Here is an 18,873-nt window from a genome sequence, read left to right as displayed (position 1 = left end):
CCTAATGTTTCCTGTTATAATTAGTAATTATTTATAGATTCAACATATCAACCCTAATACATAAGCTAACTAATATAGTGCGGGCAGTGGTAAGGTAATGCGAAATGAAATATGAAGCGTATACATTCAACTGTTTCCACTCAAGCTTGAAAGGATCATTATTGTGCTAAAAATAATTAATTTTCTTCTTTTCTTGCTGATCATTTGGGTAGTTATCTTTTATCCTTTTCGTTTTGCTTGGTTTGAAGGTTTGAAACAGATTCCTGCAGATCTTCATGTTATTTATTTACTTTTCTTGTTCTTTGGGTATCTGATCTGTTCATCGGCTATGGGACTTATGGTTGGCAAGATGTTTTTTAAACGAAAAGAACAGTGAGTATATGTAGGTAGGAAGTAGGGAGCTTGGAGAATGGACAAAGGTATTTTAATCAATCAATTCTTAGAACTTTTTCCTGAATTCCACGATTGTTATATAGAACATTTGGATTTATATCAAGAGTTTCTAGGACATGTGTTTTTTGGTGATGAAGTGGCTACTTATGTTGAAGGATTGCTTCGTGAAAATGATGATACAGAACAAATTGAGAAGTTTTTCAATTTTTTTGAATGGATGGCAACTCAAACGAGCCTTTATATTGTACAAGTGTTATCTACTACAATTTTGTATGATCTAGGTGGGCATACCGATATTTTGAAAAAAGCTCAATGTTATATGAAGCCGCATACTAAAAGACTTTCTCAAGAAATAGAAGATCTGCACTCAGGGAAATATTTTTCATAGGATACTCTGCTGGAGATTAGGTATTCAAGAGTTTAAATCGTTGGTTTTATAATATCATTCAAAGTCGCTAAAGCAGCGGCTTTTTTTGTTTATTCATGTAATTGCCTATCTAAAAGGTTGAGGGGAAAGAACTTATTTCAATGATCGATTAGATAATTTTTGTTTTGAATAGGCCTCCACTCGCATCAACCAGTGGGGTGGAAGCAATGAAGGAGTTTGCTACATTACAGCCTTACGCCTGTCCTGCCCAGATTATTGACTTGGGTAGTGACTCAGCGAATCTGGAAAAGATTATGGATGCGAGACCTGATGTCATCGTAACCTTTAATGGTTCGGTCGATACCATATATTATGAGTTGATGTCGAGGGACAAGAACATTGTGTCATTTCGGATTAGATTGAAGCGTGGTTGACCACTTTCTTGAATATGCCTTGGATGATTTTATGATTCGTATATTTGTTCCTATTAGATAAGTTGATACATTTACCTGAGGATTTGAGCCCCAGCGCTAATAAATGTTCTATCGTCGTTGATATTTAACAAAAATGTGAAAGATGAAACACTTATTTTTAGTAGATATCCCAAGATTTTTTGAGTAAGGAGTTTCTATTATGCACATAATAATAAGCCAGCTATTATATTTAATAGCTGACTTTCTTTTTATTCAAAAGTGAGCTATTCCCAATTAGCTGCGTGTTTTTGAATTAGATTAATCATCTGTTTCATTGCAGGTGAAATCCACTTATCTTTGTGATATGCCAAATATGTGGATATTGTAGGGCGGTCAGACCCAACTTCTTCGCCTTGAAATTTTTTGGATTTTAATTCTTCTTTGACAGAAAAGTAAGGAACCATCGAAATGCCTAGTCCGTTTTTCACACATTGCTTAATCGCTTCGATACTTTGGAACTCTATACTGTTCATAACATCGACTTTTTTATAATTGATGTAATCCTTGAATACAGATTTGTAACTGCAGCTACGTTCCGTATATAACACAGTTCCTTTTACATGGTTTTTCTCATGAGGGGGACTAATAAGGACCATTTTTTCTCTCACCAAACGTTCGCAGTGTAGTTCGGGAGCCCCCCATCCCTCTTTTTCTAAGGCAACAAGAAGGTCAATCTCACCATTTTGAACAGCTTGAGAGACATCTTGGTAGTCAAGTGATTTGAGCGAAAGGTTAACTTGCGGATATTTCTCACCATACTCAACCAATAAAGAAGGGATGCGACAGATCATTAAGGATTCCGAAATACCTAGTGTCAAATTTCCCGAGGGCTCATCATTTGAAGTAAGTGCTTGTGTATACAACTCAATAATTTTATGAGCATACGGCAGAAATTGATGTCCGTATTGTGTGAGCACAACTTGTTTACCTAAGCGATCAAAAATAGGCTTACCGAACTCTTCCTCCAATTCTTTAATATGTGTCGTGACAGAAGATTGAGCATAACCGAGATGTTCAGCTGCTTTCTTAAACCCTCCTTTTTCAACAATAGTTTTTAATGTAATCAAATGGCGGAGTTCCATAGATACCCTCCTAAAGTGAGTTCATTTTTAATGAACTAAAGATTCAATAACATCAATTTTACTGTTCATTTCATTCATTTTATAATGTTCATATTCTGAAAGATATATAAACATAATTGTTAAAGGTGGATGGTTGAATTGGTACCCAAAAATAAATTGTTTGAACCTGTCAACGTTGGTTATAACTTTCTAAAAAATCGTGTAGGAGTAGCTCCAATGACTCGTACGAGTGCTACTCCGGAAGGTCTTGCCGCGGAGCAGATGGCTGAATATTATTCGTCTTTTGCTCGTGGAGGTTTTGGATTTGTCATTACAGAAGGAACATACACAGATCAATTGTACAGTCAATGTTACTTTAACCAACCTGGCTTGATAAATGAAGAACAAGCTATTGCTTGGAAAAAAGTCGTGGATACTGTACATGAAGCGGATGCTGCAATTATAGTTCAGCTTGAGCATGCAGGAGCACTTTCTCAAGGAAATCGCTTCAGTTCCCATAACCTAGCTCCTTCAGAAGTGCAACCTAAAGGAGATCCTTTGGCGTTCTATGGTGGAGTTGATAAATTTCCTACTCCGATAGCTGCAACAAAGCAAGATATCGAACAAGTGATTCAGGGATTTGTGGAATCAGCAATCCGGGCAAAAGCAGTAGGGTTTGATGGTGTTGAAATTCATGGAGCCAATGGTTACTTGCTTGATCAATTCTTGACCGACTACACTAATGAACGATCAGATGAGTATGGCGGTTCGACCGAAAATCGGGTACGGCTTTTAATTGAAGTTTCATCTGCAGTCCGTAAAGCCGTTGGACCGAATTTTACAGTAGGTATTCGAATTTCTCAAGCCAAAGTCAATTACTATATCCATAAATGGGGTGGAGGTGAAGCAGATGCTAAAGTCATTTTCGGTGGATTAGGGCAAACCGGGCTTGATTACATTCATGTGACTGAATATAAGGCATGGAAGCCTGCTTTCGAAGAGAATGGGCCTTCATTGGTACAACTAGCTAAAAGATTTTCAGGTAAAATTGTCATTGCCAACGGTCTACTTGAAGATCCATTAAAAGCATCTGAAATCATCACTGATGATAAGGCTGATCTCGTGACATTAGGAAAGGGAGCTCTAGCTAACCACGATTGGGTTACTAAAGTTAAAGAAGGTAAGCTACTAGCTGAGATGAGAGAGGATAAGATACTGCGACCAGATGCAACGATCAAAAATTTTGAAATCCTTTAATGGGAACAGACAAAAGTATTTTACTCAATTATTTCAAACTGAGGATGTCATACTATCTGTGTAGAGCTCTCAATCAGTGGTATGCATTCTCGACACCAAATAAATGGCTTTCAGAACTTATTGAGCAATAATAGTATTGCCATAGGTCGTTTTAAACGGATGACCTGTGGCAATTAAGGTAGAAAACAGACATTCAATTAGTGGGTTGCAATTATATACTAATTAATTTTGGAAATATCCATTTCAAAGTGATTTTAACGTTCTTATTCAGATAACAACGAAAGATGCCTGAACCTTTGATACCGCCTGTGGAATTCATCTATAAGTTACACACTATCTTTTTGGAAAGTACCTATCATAAAAGTGCGTACTATTCATAATATGTGACTCATGTATACTAAATTGTACCTCGATGTAAAGGAGAAAAGATCATGAAAAGCAAAGAAAATTCGACAACGTTGCGTATGTTAATGCCTCAATGGCAAGGGGGAGATAATCCTAATTACTCCTTTGGAGCTGAGCTTCTTGAATGGCTAGCTCCAGAGAATAACAAGCATATAACCGTTAAAGTACCTGTTTCAATGAGCGATGATACCCCCTTGGAAAAAGAGGAAGGTATTATAGGTGATATTGTGGGAAAAGAGCAATTATTAAATCAACTTGATGCGGCAAATCATTTAATCAAAGCATATCAACCAGACCGAATTGTCATGTTTGGAGGAGACTGTTTAGTGGAGCAAGCCCCATTCGCTTATTTAAACGAACGTTACAGTGGTGAGTTGGGATTACTTTGGATTGATGCGCATCCTGATATAACAACACCAAAAGAATACTACAATGGTCATACTTATGTATTGGGTAATCTATTAGGTGAGGGAGCTCCTGAATTCGCTGCTAAAGTAGATAAGCCTTTTCGTCCAGAGAACGTAATGATCGCGGGAATAGATCAACCGACTGGCCAAGAATCGGAACTAATTTCAAGATTATCAATTAAATCAGCGTCCAGTTCTCAATTAAAAGAAAGTAGCAAAACTGTGCTGGATTGGATCGAAACGAATAGGATTAAATATTTGGTGATTCATTTGGATCTGGACGTTCTTGACCCGAAAATTTTCAGATCATTGCTCTTTGCAAATCCGTTATCAGACTTAGAGATTGATTTTCCTATGGGCAAAATGCAACTTTTTGAGGTAGCAAAATTGATCAATGAAGTTAGTGATGTCACTGATGTAGTTGGTCTCGGGATAACCGAACATCTTCCATGGGATGCAATAAACTTAAAACAACTACTTCAGAAAATGCCTATCCTTAACGATTAAGATACTAATGCTTCAAAAGTATGCGCTTAATGAAAGGGACCATCGATATTAAGGAACAGAAGCACTTTCTTCATATAGTTAGTCTCCTTAGTAGCATTCATAAGAACTACATCTGTATTAGATAGGAGAACAAACAAGTGACTGATAATAAAACTGTTAAAACGTTACGCATGCTAATGCCCCAGTGGCAGGGAGGAAACAAACCAAGTTATATTCTTGGAGCTGAGCTCCTAGCATGGTTAGCTCCAGAAAACAATAATCATACGACAGTTAAAGTACCTGTATCCTATAGTGAAGATATGACTCTCCACACAGAGGAAGGTATTTTAGGAGGAATCGTAGGTAAGAACCAATTGTTGAATCAACTGGATGCAGCAACTCATTTAATTGAAGCTTATAAACCCGATCGAATTGTTATGTTTGGCGGGGATTGTTTGGTTGAACAAGCGCCATTCGCCTATTTAAATGAGCGTTATAATAGTGAAGTTGGACTATTATGGATCGATGCACATCCTGACGTGGCAACCCCAGAGGTGACGCCCAACGGGCATGCTCATATATTAGGAAATCTGTTAGGTGAGGGAGCGCCAGAATTTTCTCAAAAGGTTAAAAAGCCTTTCTTACCGAAGAACGTTATGTTAGCGGGACTTGTTCAAACAACTGAACATGAATCGGAACTTATTTCTAGGTTATCTATTAGTTCAGCAACTAGCGCCGAATTAAAGGATAATAATAAACCAATATTGGACTGGATTTCAGAAAATCAAATCAAATACGTAGTAATTCATTTGGATTTGGATGTACTTGATCCGAAGATTTTCAGGTCATTGTCATTTGCTAAGCCGCTGTCTGACAAAATTCATACTCGTATGGGTACGATGCAACTTACAGAGCTGATACCTTTAATACAAGAAGTTAGCTTGTTAACTACGGTTGTTGGACTAGGTATCACAGAACATCTTCCATGGGATGCTATAAACTTAAAAAATTTACTTAAGGATATGCCAATTCTAAAAAACTAAAAGAGAGTTTTTGAAAATTGGTAGATGTACTGATGATTATATATACTTGAGTAATTTTAGCTAATCGCTCATATAGATTAGAAATGTAAAAATCACAACAAAACTGCTTCGTCTTCATGAAACAAGGCGTTTGGTATTATCTAGTTAAGCGTGGAGTCAGAGATGCTTACTGGTCCAAGAGTTTCATCCGACATCGTGATTGGCAAACCGAAAACTTCCATGGGAATTTACAATTGTAGCTAATAAATAAACGGAAAGTGCTATCCAGAGAAGAACCACTCCTTTGCAGGAGTGGCTTCTTTGGATCATACGGAATAAGTGAATGGAATAAGTGAATTTAGTAGACAGTTATATAACCCGAAAATAGTTCGATTACCGACAGGTAATCCATCTCCAATCGTTAGACTACCGCCGACATTAGATAATCGCCTTGCTTCACTTCCTGTTCAGTAGTTTTTAACACGTCCAAGTAGTTGGCGGAGTTGGTAACGATGACTGAGGTGGCAGTGATGTAACCGGCTGTCCGGATTTGCACCGCGTCAAACTCTACAAGCAGTTGCCCGCAAGAAACCCGATCGCCCTCTTTAACTTTTTTCTCAAAAAATTGTCCTTTTAGCTTTACCGTATTCACTCCAATATGGATCAGAAGCTCCATGCCACTGTCCGTGGTCAGACCGAGCGCATGACCGGTAGGGAATACGGTGGTTACGATACCATTGATTGGCGATACCAAAATTCCATCAGTGGGTTCAATGACAAGCCCCTGTCCCATGGCACCTGAAGAGAAGGCGGGATCGGGCAAATCTTCAAGTAGCTGAACACTGCCTTTAAGCGGACTCACAATGATTTCCTTGTTTAACCGAGATTCACTTGGCTCAATCGCTTGTTTTTCCTGTCCAGAAGTTTCAATCTGCGGCTCCTCAACAGTAGCCTCAAGATCCTTGAATCCAAGCAGCAACGTGAGTAGAAAAGCCAGGACAAAAGATACGGAAACACCGATCACAACCGAGGCGAACCCCGTTGTCACGTAAGTAGGAAAAGCGAGCAGGCTGGGAAGTGAGTAAGCGACTGCCCGACCACCCCCGACTCCGATAATTGCGCCCCCGATCGCTGCGGAAATACATGCGTAAATGAACGGTTTTTTCAATCGTAAAGTAACTCCGTAAATGCCTGGTTCCGTGATTCCGAAAATCGCAGTAATCGTAGCAGATCCGGAAAGGGTTTTAAGCTGTGAATTGCGGGTTTTCAGCATAACGGCGAGCAAAGCACCGGCTTGAGCCAGCACGGCTGCGGTCAACATCGGCCGCATTAAGTCATAGCCTATTGTCGCCAGATTATTAAGTGTAATTGGAAGAAAAGCCCAGTGAAGTCCGAAGATAACAATGACCTGCCAGAAACCACCAGTGACTGCTCCTGCCAACATTGGGCTGAATTGCATGAGTGAGGTAAAACCGCTAGCTAACCCCTGACTAACACTGTTGCCGATCGGTCCAAAAGCAAGAATGGTAAGCGGGACGACAATTAGAAGCGACAGCATCGGCACAAGAATATTGCGGATAGACTGGTGAATAATCGAGTTGAACCATTTTTCTATATGAGATTGAACCCACACCGCCAGAAGGATTGGAAACACAGTGGAAGTGTACATCACAAGCACAATGGGGATGCCTAAGAAATCATAAGTTTGACCGCTATTAAACGCAGCGGAAATGGTCGGAAAGACCAGGGCTCCTGCAATAGCCAAGGATACGTTCATATTAGCTTTGAATTTCCTTGCGGCAGTAACTGCCAAAAATATGGGCAAAAAGGTGAATACACTGCTTGATGCCGCGTTTAAAATTAGATAAGTTCCTGAGGTGTCATCTAGCCAGCCGAGCGCCACAGACAAAACAACCAGACCTTTGAGTAATCCAGCTCCAGCTAGCGCACTGAGCAGCGGGGAAAAAACACTGGAAATAAGATCTACGGTTTTTCCGAATATTCCTGTTTTTTCTGCATTCTCTTTAGTATCCGTTTTGCTGCCGCCATCTTGAAGGTTGGTGTGCTCCATGATTCCTTCATAAACTTTGGACACGTTATTGCCGATGACGACTTGAAATTGACCGCCGCTTTTCACAACGGTGATGACTCCAGCTATATTTTTCAACGCCTGTTCATTCGCTTTTGTATGATCTTTCAGGGTGAATCTAAGCCTGGTTGCACAGTGATATACATCATTCACATTAGATTCACCGCCAACAAGTTCAATAACACGTATGGACAGTTCTTTGTCTTTATTACTCATAGCATATTGCCTCCTTCATGATGGGTAATTGATCTCAGGTTGTGAGCTGTTCGTTCCTGATGTGCCGGCTTACATCGTTTCACTTCCAAAAAGCAGCAAAACCTGAACTCGTGGCAAAATAAAAAGAAAAATCATTTTGCCATCAGTCCAGGTTTTGCCTGCTTTACCAGTCACAATCCTTTATCTAATGTGTTGTATATGAAGTTTTAGCTTGAAAGAAATAGGACTATAAAGTGCTTCGTTCAGTAAGCCGCTGGATATGAATGGTTAAGTAAACGAATTCATCTTTGTTTAAGGACTGTACATACGTTTTTTCTAAGTACTCGTTGATCTTGCAAGTGCAGGAAAAGGCTTTGACATAAGTCTTTTTCACCTGTTGATATAAAAAATCTTCGCCGCTTTGGTGAATCTCGTGGCGCAATAAGCGCATGGCGAAATATTGAAGGTGTGTTAAGAAACGCGAATAATTTAAGCTCGATTCATCAAGAACAGTGCCGTAATGGTACGTGACGATTTTCAAAATTTCGTTGACAATTTCAGTCATCTTTATCGTCAATTTCATTTCCGTGCCGTCAAGTCGGGCATTGACGACATGTAAGGCGATAAAACCAGCCTCATCTTCCCCGAGCGAAACTCCAATCATGTCGCTGATTAACTGCAGAGCATCCAATCCGATACTGAATTCCGTTTTATAGAAACGTTTAATTTCGAACAACATGGCATTTTTAATCTCCATACCTTTGTTCTTACGTTGGATGGCAAAACTGATATGGTCGGTTAACGACAGATAAATATTGTCGCTGAGTTCAGTACCAAGTACATGGTTGGCGTGTTTTACGATCTCGTTCACAACTTCGAAATGAACGGCGGGTAATTCATGTATCAGTTCAGCCATTTTTACAGCAAATGCATGCTCGGCTAAATGGAAAATTTTATCGATCTTGTATTCATCGACCTCATCACCTGCACTTTTTTGGAAGGAGATGCCTTTACCCATAACGATGACTTCCTTCCCCTTTGTATTGCGGGTCAGCAGAAGGTTATTGTTTAATACTTTTTCAATAATCATGTGCATCGGCTCCTTGTTTTCTGCAATATGCATAAAAAAAACCTAAGATAGTTCAAACGCCGCCAATTGGTTAACGGCACTCAAACTTTCTTAGGTATTGCCCGAATCAACGGTCACAATCCTTATTTGAGGTAACTATAGCACAAGTGATAAAGCGGTTTCAAGTTACAAATTAATCCCATAAAAAAAGTTCTTGACATGTAATGCATTACACAAGATAGAGTCCAAATTGAGAACACAATAGAACAAGGAGGACTTCAAAATGAAAAAGGGATTAAAAATTGTGACGATTGGCGGCGGATCGAGTTACACCCCAGAATTGATCGAAGGTTTTATCAAACGGCATCATGAACTTCCAATACGTGAATTGTGGCTTGTAGATATTGAAGCAGGAAGAGAGAAACTTGAAATTGTAGGAGCCATGGCTAAACGGATGGTAAAAGCGGCGGGAATCGACTGTGATATTCACTTGACGCTTAATCGAAGAGAAGCGTTGGCCGATGCCGATTTTGTCACCACCCAATTCCGGGTCGGTCTTTTGGAAGCTCGTATTAAGGACGAAACGATTCCGATTAGCCATGGGATGATTGGTCAGGAAACCAACGGAGCAGGTGGGATGTTCAAAGCATTCCGTACCATTCCGGTCGTTCTTGGAATTGTTGAGGACATGAAGGAACTTTGCCCAGATGCTTGGTTAATCAATTTCACGAACCCTGCGGGAATGGTAACGGAAGCTGTGCTCCAATATGGTAAATGGGAGAAGGTCATTGGTTTGTGCAATGTTCCGATTATTTCCTCCAAGAATGAAGCTGCTGTTCTGGAAAAAAATGAAGAGGAACTGTTCTTCAAATTTGCCGGTATTAATCACCTTCACTGGCACAAAATTTATGACCGAGATGGTAAAGAGCTAACTAAACAGGCCATCGAAAAGCTCTACGGTCCTGATGCCGAGCCAGAAAAAATGGTCGAAAATATAAAAAGCATGCGTTTCTTGTATGAGCAAATTCTCCAACTGGGTATGCTGCCTTGTCCTTATCACCGGTACTATTACATGACCGACAGCATGCTTGAAGAGGAAGTAGAAGCGGTCAATGGCGAAGGAACTCGCGGGCAGGTTGTGAAACGCCTGGAGGAAAGTTTGTTTGAACTTTATAAAGATCCTAACCTGAATTACAAGCCTAAGGAATTGGAAAAACGCGGAGGTGCTTATTACAGCGACGCAGCTTGTGAAGTTATTAATTCCGTATATAACAACAAGGGAACGCATATGGTAGTCAACACACAGAACCGCGGAGCAATTAGCGATCTACCATATAACAGTGCCATCGAAGTTACAAGTATCATTACAGCCCATGGTGCAGAGCCTGTTCACTTTGGCGCATTCCCGTCCGCACAAAAAGGGCTATTGCAGGTGATGAAGGCAATGGAGGAACTGACGATCGAAGCAGCGGTCACAGGAGATTATGCAACCGCTCTACAAGCATTCACACTTAATCCGCTCGTTACCAGCGGTGACATTGCTAAGGTAGTTTTAGATGAAATGTTGGAAGCGCATAAAGAACATCTTCCGCAATTTCACAAATAATTTATTTAGAGATTGAAGTCATTCAGGCCTGTCCCTCATATAGGGACAGGCCTGAATGTTGTTCGTTCATGAAGTTTAACGGGATGGAAGAGAAAAGAACTCATGATCTCAAATGGGCTCTTTTCTTCTTTTAAAAGGATGGATATTGTTTTATGTAGATTTTCGTTCAATCAGTCTAAACTGAAGAGGATGAAGATTGGATGCCGAATTTTCCAGCATACTCATAATAATATTAAAGGCATTCTCTGCTTGTTTATCCACGGGGTAATGGATCGTTGTCAGATCCAGCAGGTGAGCGCTGTCTGTATTATCAAATCCCATGATTCCCACATCATCCGGAACCGAAAACCCCGAGCGTTGAATCTCCGTTAAAATACCTGCTGCTACCTCATCAGTCGAACAGGAAATGGCATCCGGCTTGTCCGTTTGTTCTATCCACCATCGCGCTATTTCCTCACCATCATGAATGGTGACTTTATTATGAAATTGCGGAAAGCCAGTGTTCTTCAACCCATGCTTCTGTACAAAATCCTCATAAGCTCTTATTCGCTCCAAGGTATTCTGTCCTTTGGACGAATACACGTTCAAAATTTTACGATAACCTCTGGCATACAGATATTCGAGACCCAGCGTATAACCTTGATATTGGTCCATAAATACGGACGGTATGGTGTCGCTGGTAAGACGCTGCCATGTTACAATTGGCCCATATTTCGTATAGGATTCGATGATATCCCACTCAATCGTCCGTACCAGACAAAGAAGGGCATCCACCTGTTTACTGCGTAACATTTCAAGCGCTACAAGCTCCTTATCACGATCTCCGTCTGTCATAAAAAGCATAATGTTGAATCCGTATTTTTGGGATATCATGTGGAATGAACGGACAAGTGACATCAAAAGGGGATTGTAAGTAACACCCATAACACCGATGACTTTTGTCGCTCCATTTTTTAAAGACTTTGCATTTGAATTAGGGACATAATCCAATTGCTCAATGATGTTCAAGACTTTTTCTCTTGTTAAATCGCTTACATAAGGATGTCGATTAATTACCCTTGAAACGGTTGCTGTAGAAACGCCTGCAAGACGTGCAATCTCTTGAATATTTGCCATCTGATCCACCTCATCATTAAGGATAGCACGATTTTAATTGTTTACAAGGTAGAGGCCATCATCTCGATTTGTGACCAGATAATGGCATGTTAGATGTTGAGAACAAAAACTTAAATCCTCACAAAGTGACACGTATTTTTCATATACCTTCTACGTTGGTTGACAAACCAAAACCACGTTTGTTAGAAGCTCACCTTTAACAAACGTGGTCGAGACGGCGGCTAGATAAGACGCTAAGAGCTTGAGTTTGTCCTTTCCGCCAGTTTAGTAATCAACTCGATATCTTGTTCGGTTAATTGTTCAAAAAAATGTTTGCGTATTGCCTTGGAGAGGTAGGGACGGGCATCATCTAACATTGATTTTCCAGAAGAAGTGATACTGACTTGTACTCCACGATCGTTGTCTAATGGTTTCTTCATCACGAGTCCACGTTTTTCCATACGCTTCAGATGATGAGATAATCGACTTTTATCCCAGTCCATAGAGTCGGCTAATTCCTGTTGGCGAAGGCTACCATCCCCAAAAAGGACTAATCGGTCCAATACTCCAAAATCACCCTCTGACAATCCTGAGTGATCGGCCATATCTTTGACGATACGACCGAAGATGGTCTGAAAGGAACCTTTCCACATATGCCATATTCGCATTTCTTCTTCGTTAAGTTCATTTTTATCCATAGGAGCATAATAACATGGTTGACGCGTCAACTTCAATGTGCTAAATTTGATCCAAGGTTGACGCGTCAACTTAGTTCATATGGACCCACCAATCACAAAAAAAGGAGATTATAACTATGCAAGATAAACCTGTCGCTCTGGTCACCGGGGCTAATAAAGGTATCGGCCTTCAAATTGCGAAGGATCTCACGAAACAAGGATTCACCGTGCTCGTTGGATCTCGTAGCCTCGAGAATGGAGAAACTGCCTCAAAAAGCATCGGTTCAGATTCACACGCTCTCCAGCTCGACGTTACAGATGAAAACTCCATCGCTGCTGCTGCAGAACGTATTCGGAACGAATTTGGTCGTCTCGATGTACTCGTGAACAATGCGGGGATCTCGCACGCAGGCAGATCGGGTGAACCATTTCCGAACGGTGGCGCAGCGAGTGGTCTTTTGACCGTTGCTTCGCTTGAAGATATTCGTACAGTTTATGAGACTAATGTTTTTGGAGTTATTGCTGTTACGCAGGCGATGTTGCCACTTTTGCGGGAGGCCCCGGCAGCACGTATCGTCAACATAGGCAGTACCGGCGGCTCCCTTAGCTGGAACTCTATTCCCGAAAACTCGCATCGTGCGATGTTTGGTGCCTATTCGGCATCAAAATCAGCTGTTCATGCGGTGACACTTGCCTTTGCATTTGCGCTTGAATCAACAAACATCAAGGTCAATGCGGCATGTCCAGGCTTCACATCCACTGCGCTTAATAATTTTGCTGGTACTCGTAGTGTTGAACAAGGGGCTCGTGAAGCGGTCCGGCTGGCGATGATTGGAGCGGATGGCCCAACAGGAACATTCTCAGATGAGGATGGACCCATTGCTTGGTGATCATAGTTATACAATGAGGGTGAGTAACTTAAGGAGGATTTCATGATGCGCGTTTTCGTAACAGGAGCAACAGGCTACATCGGTTCCGCTGTCACCAGCGAACTTATTGAAAGGGGGCATCAGGTCATCGGTCTCGTGCGTTCAGACAGTAGTGCTGCGAAACTAAAAGAGTCCGGGGCCGAAGTACACCGCGGTGACATCAACGATCTTGACAGCCTCCGTAGTGGTGCAGCTGCTGCGGATGGCGTCATTCATCTGGCATTCCATCACGACTTCTCGAACTTCGCTGGAGCACTCACAACAGATCTGCATGCCGTAGAAGCGATGGGGGCGGCACTTGAAGGATCTGGCAAGCCGTTCGTAATCACCACACATGTGAATGGAGTGGCAACGGAGAACATGGTGTTAGCGCTGGCAGGGCGTGGAGTGCGTACATCGATTGTAGAGCTTTGTCCATCGGTACACGGTGAGGGTGACACAGGATTTGTGCCGAGCCTGATCAATATTGCCAAGATTAAGGGCTTCTCAGCCTATGTGGGAGAGGGGAACAACCGCTGGCCGGCTGTGCATCGCCTTGATGCCGCGCATCTATATTGTCTGGCGTTAGAAAAGGCACCCGCTGGTTCACGACTAGATGGGGTCGCAGATGAAGGAGTGCCATTTTGCGACATCGCGAGTGCTATTGGTGAGCAACTGAACGTACCTGTAGTCAGCATTTCACGCGAAGAGGCAGATGCCCATTTTGGCTTTCTCAGCACACTCGCATCGCTCGATATCCCGAGATCAAGCATTGCAACTCAGGAAATTATGGGATGGCGGCCAGTGCAACCTGCACTGATTCCCGACCTTAAACAGTCTCATTACTTCAACAACTGATTGGAATTTTCACGCCTTTTTAAAAAAATAACAACCATTAATAGAAGACACTCCATTCGTCAGGGGTGGCTTCTTCTTTTGCTAATGTATTCTTAAGACATGGGAAAAATAGGTTCTTGAATTTCTTTCCCGATGTACAGCCGAATCTGAGATTGTGATAGGCTGTATCTACAAAAGTATTACACATTCTAAATGGGAGGGGATGATTTACCTGGATCAGGAACTTGCGACCACGATTGCTATCGAATTTAAGAACAATCAGAAGGTGTTGAATGCGATCGGTGACGAAACCCGGCAAGCCATCCTCATAGCCTTGATTCAAGGGCCGCAAAAACCCGGCATGCGCGTAGGAGAGATCAGGATGAAAACTCATCTTTCCCGACCGACCGTATCACATCATCTGAAAATATTGAAAGAATCACAGATAATAAGTGTTCGTAAAGAAGGAACTCTCAACTATTACAGCCTTGACTCCGGTAGCAAGTTGAAATTGTTGAAAAACCTGGTGAACGAGATAGAAAAGTTGCTAACGCAATGTGAAGAACAAGCATCGGAACAACAATTAGAAAAAACGGGGAGGGGGAGTTGCGAATGAATCAGACAGTCGCAGCGGCAAACGGAGTGGACATTCCTCAACTCGGGTTCGGCCTATATAAGATCAAAGACGGGGGGACCTTCGAGAGGACTGTCGAGGAGGCTATTCGAATGGGTTATCGCCATTTCGATACGGCCAAAATTTACGGTAATGAAGCGGCGCTAGGTCTGGTCATCCAAAACAGCGGCATTCCCAGGGAGGAGTTCTTCATTACCTCCAAGGTATGGACGACAGACCTGGGGTACCGTGCGACGAAAAAGGCGTTCGAGAAGACTTGCCAGAAGCTGAACGTAACCTATCTCGATATGTATTTGATTCATTTTGCCGGTCCTCAATACGTGAACGCCTGGAAGGCGATGGAAGAGTTATACGACGCAGGTAAAATCAAAGTTATAGGTGTAGCCAATTTCGAGATCCGGCATCTGGAGCATCTGAAGAAACATTCCCGGATTTCGCCGATGGTAAATCAGATCGAGACCCATCCGGAATTTCCGCAACACGAATTGCATGATTATATGGTTCGGCATCGGATTCTGCATGAGGCTTGGGGACCGTTGGGGCAGGGAAGCAAAGCGCTGCTGGAGCATCCGAAGCTGGCGGAAATTGCCCTTTGCCATCAGAAATCGGTTGCGCAAGTCATTTTGCGCTGGCATCTGCAACGCGGAATTATTGTCATCCCCAAATCATCGAATCCTCAACGGATAAAAGAGAACAAAGAAACATTCGACTTTGAGTTGAATGAGAAGGAAATGGAACAAATACGACGGTTGGACACGGGTAAGAGATATTCCGTAAGTCCGAATGGCTACATGGTCAACCCGTTTTATATCAATTTGATGAAATTATTTATTCGTTCTCATTGATGGATCATAATTCGATTTTGAACAACAACCTGATACTCAAATCTGGTGGTCATTCCCCAAAAGCTTCTTTCTTCCCGAACATGAAGCGACACTTCGATTCCCGAAGTCCAGTTGAGTATATAAAAAGGTGTCTATACGTAATTATTTTCTTGGGGCTGTCCTGTGAGTCATGAGCATGACCGGGTACAGCCCTTTGTCAGGATTATACAGTTCTAACGGACCTAGCACACGCTATTTGCTCTCATTTGCATAGGTTTGAATTCTAACGAATCATAGAGACGTTATTTCATCGAGTTGGTCCATTTATTTGATGTTTAGGCGGTTTACGATGGAATTAAGTTAATGAGGTTCGTTACATGCTGCGTTCCTTAAAAATCCGCCGTTTAGAGTGTGGTAGGTTCGTTAGCGCTTGAAGCGAAGGGAATTCCTTTTGAGATAGTCCCAGCTTTACATTCGATGAGTTGTTCTTCAGCAATCGCTTTTGAAATATTGTAAATCCATGTAGAGACATGATAATATGAGAAGAGATCCATTTGAATGAGGTTACCTAAATCAAAATGAAGGAGCGTCATTATATTGAACAATAATAAGGTTAAAGTTGGTGTCGCTAATAAAGAAGGGCAGTTAGGTTTTGTCTTTTCGAGAGGTGGTCTGCGAGAAGGTTCCGGGAGAAAGAGTATAGGTGTGACTAAAAAAATATCTTTAACTCTAACAGAGGACATGTGGGGGGAAATCGAAAACCATTGCACAGAGCATAAACTTTCTCGTTCGGAGGCTATACGTAACATCATTGAGTCCTTCTATACAAAATAATTTTTTTATTCGAGGTAGGTGAGGTCTTTGCTGGTAGAGATAACAAAAAATTCTCTTATGAATGCCATACAATATGTGATAAAGGCAGTAGCAGAAAATAGTTCAATACCTATTCTTCAAGGAATACATATTCAAGCAGGTGCAGATGGCGTTACTTTTACGGCAAGTAATACAAGTATGACGATACAGTCTATGATTGCTCAAGATGGTGTTTCTCTGACTGTAAAAAGAACAGGGGCTATTGTTATACCATCGCGTTATTTTCACGATATTATTCGTAAATTTAATCATGACAAAGTTATACTTGAAATTAAAGAGCCAATGATTCTTTCGATTGTATCCGGTCATTCTCAATTACGTTTATGCGGAATGGACCCTACAGAATTCCCTTCCATCGATGATGGAGAGGCGTTCCCTTCTACTAAACTACGCATTAGTACTTCCTTACTTCGTTTGACTATTAAACAGCTAGTAATCGTAGCATCAACGTCCGAGACCAGCCCCATATTAACAGGAGTTTCTTTGGAATGCAGTAATGATTGTCTTAACTTAATTGCTACAGATGGAGTGCGGCTTGCATACCGCGCTTTGCATTTAGAAGATGCTACCCACAACAGTTTGAACGCTATTATTCCAGCGAAAAATCTATATGAATTATCGAAAATATTAAACAAAACAGATGACACAACTGAAATTGAAGTGAGTAATAATCGAGTTAAATTCGTGACAACTGGACTGAAAGTGGAGTCTGCTCTTATTGAAGGAACGTTCCCATCCATAAAGAATGTAATCCCTCAATCTTATTTGTGTGAAATCGCAGTTGATACAGCATGTTTGTTGAGAGCAGTTGAATGCGTAACTGTAATGGCTAGTGAACAAGTGATTAGATTAGTAGCTAATGCAGATACATTAAAACTATTGTCCAAAACAGCCGATGTTGGAGATATTCACAATGAAATTCCACTATTAGAGATGTGTGGGGAAGAATTTATGGTATCACTAAATGGAAAGTTTTTTATCGATATACTTCGTAACATAGATTGCGAGAGTATCCGATTAAGATATGCAGGAAAAACGAGTCCCGTCGTCGTACTTCCAGATGATTCGCTCATGTCTACTCTGTTCTTGATTACTCCAGTAATGACCCGGTGAAGCGTATCATCCATAAGAGCAAGTTTTTTACTGACTTTTTCGTGCAGAAATTGCAAGGTATTCATTATTTATTTCCCATAAAATTACCTTGAAGGGAGGGAGTACGATGGATTGGTTGGTCAGGATGAATAGTGCCATGGAATATATCGAAACAAATTTAGCGGACACTATTTCATATGATGAAATAGCACATAGAGCCTGTTGCTCTACCTATCATTTTCAAAGAATGTTTCCATTTATTACTGGCGTAACGTTATCGGAATACATTCGACGTCGACGGTTGACATTGGCGGCATTCGAACTGCAGACAACAGGCTCAAAGGTTATTGATGTAGCTATGAAATATGGATATGATTCGCCGGAGGGGTTTGCACGCGCCTTTAAGAATCTTCATGGTATTATGCCTATATCCGCGCGTGATACAGGCGTTTCTCTAAAAGCCTATCCTCGAATGTCCTTTCATATTTCAATAAAAGGGGATGTCGAAATGAATTACCGTATTGAGCAAAGAGATTCTTTTGAGATGTTTGGAGTATATGGAATTATAAATGCAGACCAGAAAACAGCGTTCTCTGAAGTTCCTCTATTCCGTATAAAATGTGATGATGATGGCAGCGTTGATATGATGAACGACTTACTGGGACGTTTTGGTGACACCATGTTACACGCCGCCCTTTATGATCACACTAAAGAATCTTTCAAATACATGATCTGTTATCATGTACCTAAGGGGCTTGAGATTCCGGAGAGATTCACAAAACTTGCTATCCCAACATTAACGTGGGCGGTCTTCCCGGAGCCGCAGTGTGATATGCAAAAACTATGGGAACGAATCTATTCTGAGTGGTTTCCGACATCTGAATACGAACAGGTTGAGGGCCCTACTTTCGAAATGTATTATGGAATGGCACGGCATGGGGATGGTTCAGGAGAAATCTGGATACCGGTGAAGAAAAAATAACCCTCTTATGCGAGCGAATTGCAGGCGTTAACGAAGATGTAAACTGAACAAATCTAGATTAATAAAGGTCATCCCCACAAAGGATGGCCCTATAACTTGCCGTTGCAAATAGCGCGGAGAA

The 18,873-nt window shown here is 41.4% G+C and carries 18 protein-coding genes; 13 read left to right on the top strand and 5 right to left on the bottom strand.

Annotation, left to right across the window (positions count from 1 at the left end; genetic code table 11):
* The first annotated feature begins 409 nt into the window (after positions 1–409).
* Together MHB71_RS09680 and MHB71_RS09675 are read left to right on the top strand one after the other, a co-directional pair.
* On the top strand, positions 410–781 hold the full coding sequence (locus MHB71_RS09680; RefSeq protein WP_253508545.1) for a hypothetical protein: 372 nt from the start codon (positions 410–412) through the stop codon (positions 779–781).
* A 206-nt stretch (positions 782–987) separates the two neighbouring features.
* Positions 988–1,194 carry a hypothetical protein gene (locus tag MHB71_RS09675; RefSeq protein ID WP_076327559.1) on the top strand — a complete coding sequence of 69 codons (207 nt, stop codon included), beginning with the start codon at positions 988–990 and terminating at the stop codon, positions 1,192–1,194.
* Between the two features lie 263 nt (positions 1,195–1,457).
* On the opposite strand, the gene MHB71_RS09670 is transcribed toward MHB71_RS09675, so the two are convergent.
* Positions 1,458–2,315: a LysR family transcriptional regulator gene (locus tag MHB71_RS09670; RefSeq protein WP_036671235.1), complete on the bottom strand. Its 858-nt coding sequence runs from the start codon at positions 2,313–2,315 to the stop codon at positions 1,458–1,460.
* Between the two features lie 129 nt (positions 2,316–2,444).
* On the opposite strand from MHB71_RS09670, the gene MHB71_RS09665 reads away from it, so the two are divergent.
* The 3 genes from MHB71_RS09665 to MHB71_RS09655 all read left to right on the top strand — a co-directional run bounded on the left by MHB71_RS09665 (position 2,445) and on the right by MHB71_RS09655 (position 5,892).
* The gene (locus MHB71_RS09665) at positions 2,445–3,551 is read left to right on the top strand and encodes an NADH:flavin oxidoreductase (protein WP_340029425.1); all 1,107 of its coding nucleotides are present in this window, start codon (positions 2,445–2,447) and stop codon (positions 3,549–3,551) included.
* A 431-nt stretch (positions 3,552–3,982) separates the two neighbouring features.
* Positions 3,983–4,870, top strand: coding sequence for an arginase family protein (locus MHB71_RS09660; protein ID WP_036671243.1), 888 nt, complete (start codon positions 3,983–3,985; stop codon positions 4,868–4,870).
* Between the two features lie 170 nt (positions 4,871–5,040).
* Positions 5,041–5,892 carry an arginase family protein gene (locus tag MHB71_RS09655; RefSeq protein ID WP_340030156.1) on the top strand — a complete coding sequence of 284 codons (852 nt, stop codon included), beginning with the start codon at positions 5,041–5,043 and terminating at the stop codon, positions 5,890–5,892.
* Positions 5,893–6,292: 400 nt separating this feature from the next.
* Here the strand turns inward: MHB71_RS09655 and MHB71_RS09650 are convergent, their stop codons facing one another.
* Positions 6,293–8,176, bottom strand: coding sequence for a beta-glucoside-specific PTS transporter subunit IIABC (locus MHB71_RS09650; protein WP_340029423.1), 1,884 nt, complete (start codon positions 8,174–8,176; stop codon positions 6,293–6,295).
* A gap of 226 nt (positions 8,177–8,402) precedes the next feature.
* Positions 8,403–9,245, bottom strand: a complete 843-nt coding sequence (locus MHB71_RS09645; protein ID WP_340029422.1) for a PRD domain-containing protein — start codon at positions 9,243–9,245, stop codon at positions 8,403–8,405.
* 262 nt (positions 9,246–9,507) lie between these two features.
* Here MHB71_RS09645 and MHB71_RS09640 point away from each other — a divergent pair, with 262 nt between their 5' ends.
* Positions 9,508–10,830, top strand: coding sequence for a 6-phospho-beta-glucosidase (locus tag MHB71_RS09640; RefSeq protein WP_076253107.1), 1,323 nt, complete (start codon positions 9,508–9,510; stop codon positions 10,828–10,830).
* A 150-nt stretch (positions 10,831–10,980) separates the two neighbouring features.
* Here MHB71_RS09640 and MHB71_RS09635 read toward each other — a convergent pair whose 3' ends face one another.
* Positions 10,981–11,946 carry a LacI family DNA-binding transcriptional regulator gene (locus MHB71_RS09635; protein ID WP_076253108.1) on the bottom strand — a complete coding sequence of 322 codons (966 nt, stop codon included), beginning with the start codon at positions 11,944–11,946 and terminating at the stop codon, positions 10,981–10,983.
* Between the two features lie 233 nt (positions 11,947–12,179).
* Complete coding sequence (locus MHB71_RS09630) at positions 12,180–12,623, bottom strand: MarR family transcriptional regulator (RefSeq protein ID WP_076253214.1); 444 nt, start codon at positions 12,621–12,623, stop codon at positions 12,180–12,182.
* 116 nt (positions 12,624–12,739) lie between these two features.
* Between MHB71_RS09630 and MHB71_RS09625 the strand changes: the two genes are divergently transcribed.
* The 7 genes from MHB71_RS09625 to MHB71_RS09595 all read left to right on the top strand — a co-directional run bounded on the left by MHB71_RS09625 (position 12,740) and on the right by MHB71_RS09595 (position 18,752).
* Entirely contained in the window at positions 12,740–13,492 is a 753-nt protein-coding gene (locus MHB71_RS09625) for an SDR family oxidoreductase (protein WP_338706027.1), read from the top strand.
* Between the two features lie 45 nt (positions 13,493–13,537).
* A complete protein-coding gene (locus tag MHB71_RS09620) occupies positions 13,538–14,368 on the top strand; it encodes an SDR family oxidoreductase (protein WP_339191566.1) in 831 nt (276 codons plus the stop codon).
* A gap of 202 nt (positions 14,369–14,570) precedes the next feature.
* Positions 14,571–14,963 (top strand): metalloregulator ArsR/SmtB family transcription factor, encoded by a 393-nt coding sequence (locus tag MHB71_RS09615; protein ID WP_047843023.1) that lies wholly within the window; start codon positions 14,571–14,573, stop codon positions 14,961–14,963.
* Positions 14,960–15,826: an aldo/keto reductase gene (locus MHB71_RS09610; RefSeq protein ID WP_340029421.1), complete on the top strand. Its 867-nt coding sequence runs from the start codon at positions 14,960–14,962 to the stop codon at positions 15,824–15,826. The genes MHB71_RS09615 and MHB71_RS09610 overlap by 4 nt, the downstream gene beginning before the upstream one ends.
* 576 nt (positions 15,827–16,402) lie before the next feature.
* A complete protein-coding gene (locus MHB71_RS09605; protein ID WP_076317852.1) occupies positions 16,403–16,639 on the top strand; it encodes a ribbon-helix-helix protein, CopG family in 237 nt (78 codons plus the stop codon).
* A 27-nt stretch (positions 16,640–16,666) separates the two neighbouring features.
* Positions 16,667–17,791 carry a DNA polymerase III subunit beta gene (gene dnaN, locus MHB71_RS09600; protein WP_340029419.1) on the top strand — a complete coding sequence of 375 codons (1,125 nt, stop codon included), beginning with the start codon at positions 16,667–16,669 and terminating at the stop codon, positions 17,789–17,791.
* A gap of 106 nt (positions 17,792–17,897) precedes the next feature.
* On the top strand, positions 17,898–18,752 hold the full coding sequence (locus tag MHB71_RS09595; RefSeq protein WP_340029417.1) for an AraC family transcriptional regulator: 855 nt from the start codon (positions 17,898–17,900) through the stop codon (positions 18,750–18,752).
* Positions 18,753–18,873 lie beyond the last annotated feature (121 nt).

It is taken from the genome of Paenibacillus sp. FSL H7-0940 (assembly GCF_037979415.1).
Taxonomy (GTDB): domain Bacteria; phylum Bacillota; class Bacilli; order Paenibacillales; family Paenibacillaceae; genus Paenibacillus; species Paenibacillus amylolyticus.
This window is presented reverse-complemented; position numbering and strand designations above follow the sequence as displayed.

Excerpts from the sequence above, each read along its gene's own strand:
- MHB71_RS09635 (WP_076253108.1), bottom strand. The coding sequence starts at position 11,946 with ATGGCAAATATTCAAGAGATTGCACGTCTTGCAGGCGTTTCTACAGCA.
- MHB71_RS09665 (WP_340029425.1), top strand. The coding sequence starts at position 2,445 with ATGGTTGAATTGGTACCCAAAAATAAATTGTTTGAACCTGTCAACGTT.
- MHB71_RS09670 (WP_036671235.1), bottom strand. The coding sequence starts at position 2,315 with ATGGAACTCCGCCATTTGATTACATTAAAAACTATTGTTGAAAAAGGA.
- MHB71_RS09620 (WP_339191566.1), top strand. The coding sequence starts at position 13,538 with ATGCGCGTTTTCGTAACAGGAGCAACAGGCTACATCGGTTCCGCTGTC.
- MHB71_RS09640 (WP_076253107.1), top strand. The coding sequence starts at position 9,508 with ATGAAAAAGGGATTAAAAATTGTGACGATTGGCGGCGGATCGAGTTAC.
- MHB71_RS09630 (WP_076253214.1), bottom strand. The coding sequence starts at position 12,623 with ATGGATAAAAATGAACTTAACGAAGAAGAAATGCGAATATGGCATATG.
- MHB71_RS09680 (WP_253508545.1), top strand. The coding sequence starts at position 410 with ATGGACAAAGGTATTTTAATCAATCAATTCTTAGAACTTTTTCCTGAA.
- MHB71_RS09660 (WP_036671243.1), top strand. The coding sequence starts at position 3,983 with ATGAAAAGCAAAGAAAATTCGACAACGTTGCGTATGTTAATGCCTCAA.
- MHB71_RS09645 (WP_340029422.1), bottom strand. The coding sequence starts at position 9,245 with ATGATTATTGAAAAAGTATTAAACAATAACCTTCTGCTGACCCGCAAT.
- MHB71_RS09655 (WP_340030156.1), top strand. The coding sequence starts at position 5,041 with ATGCTAATGCCCCAGTGGCAGGGAGGAAACAAACCAAGTTATATTCTT.
- MHB71_RS09615 (WP_047843023.1), top strand. The coding sequence starts at position 14,571 with ATGATTTACCTGGATCAGGAACTTGCGACCACGATTGCTATCGAATTT.
- MHB71_RS09625 (WP_338706027.1), top strand. The coding sequence starts at position 12,740 with ATGCAAGATAAACCTGTCGCTCTGGTCACCGGGGCTAATAAAGGTATC.
- MHB71_RS09610 (WP_340029421.1), top strand. The coding sequence starts at position 14,960 with ATGAATCAGACAGTCGCAGCGGCAAACGGAGTGGACATTCCTCAACTC.
- MHB71_RS09675 (WP_076327559.1), top strand. The coding sequence starts at position 988 with ATGAAGGAGTTTGCTACATTACAGCCTTACGCCTGTCCTGCCCAGATT.
- MHB71_RS09595 (WP_340029417.1), top strand. The coding sequence starts at position 17,898 with ATGGATTGGTTGGTCAGGATGAATAGTGCCATGGAATATATCGAAACA.
- MHB71_RS09650 (WP_340029423.1), bottom strand. The coding sequence starts at position 8,176 with ATGAGTAATAAAGACAAAGAACTGTCCATACGTGTTATTGAACTTGTT.